The sequence below is a fragment of the Campylobacter sp. RM9328 genome, from assembly GCF_012978615.1.
The window spans coordinates 1-540 of the sequence record NZ_LIWF01000066.1; the positions used below are offsets into that span (position 1 = coordinate 1).

General features: G+C 38.3%; 1 pseudogene. It reads right to left on the reverse strand.

The window, feature by feature from the left end:
* Nucleotides 1–540 (reverse strand): annotated as a pseudogene (locus CCAL9328_RS10715) (hypothetical protein); the annotation flags it as partial.

A 540-nucleotide genomic window follows, 5' to 3' on the forward strand; every position in this document is an offset into this window, starting at 1 on the left:
CTGTGAGCTTTACTGCTGTATTACCTACGCTATCTACATAAGCTTTATTAGCTACCTGATTATTGGCTGTTGGATTTGTAGCTGATATAGGCACTGCTGAAAAGGTCTTAACCCCTGCTATTGTTTGGTCATCAGTTAAATTAACTACAGCGTCTGCGTTTGCTTTGGTATTTAGTTGAGCCAGATTAACTGCGTGTGTATTAGCTGTGGCATTAGGCACCACTACAGGACTAGAAAAGGTTTTAGTTCCTGCTATAGTTTGGTTACCAGTTAGCTTTACATTAGCAGCGTCTTTGGTATTTATACTCCCAGTTAGTGTAGCCTTTAGCTCATCTACATACTCTTTAGTAGCTAGCTCAGGGCTTTGTATAAGGGCTTCTTCGCTCTTTAGACGCTCTTTAGTCTGATTTAGCACTTCTATATCACTATTTAGCTGATTAATCTCGCTTTCTAAATTAGTTATTTGAGATGATTTAGTAGCTATATCACTCTCATATTGTCTCTTTTGAGCTTGTAGAATTTCGGTATTTTCACCAGCTT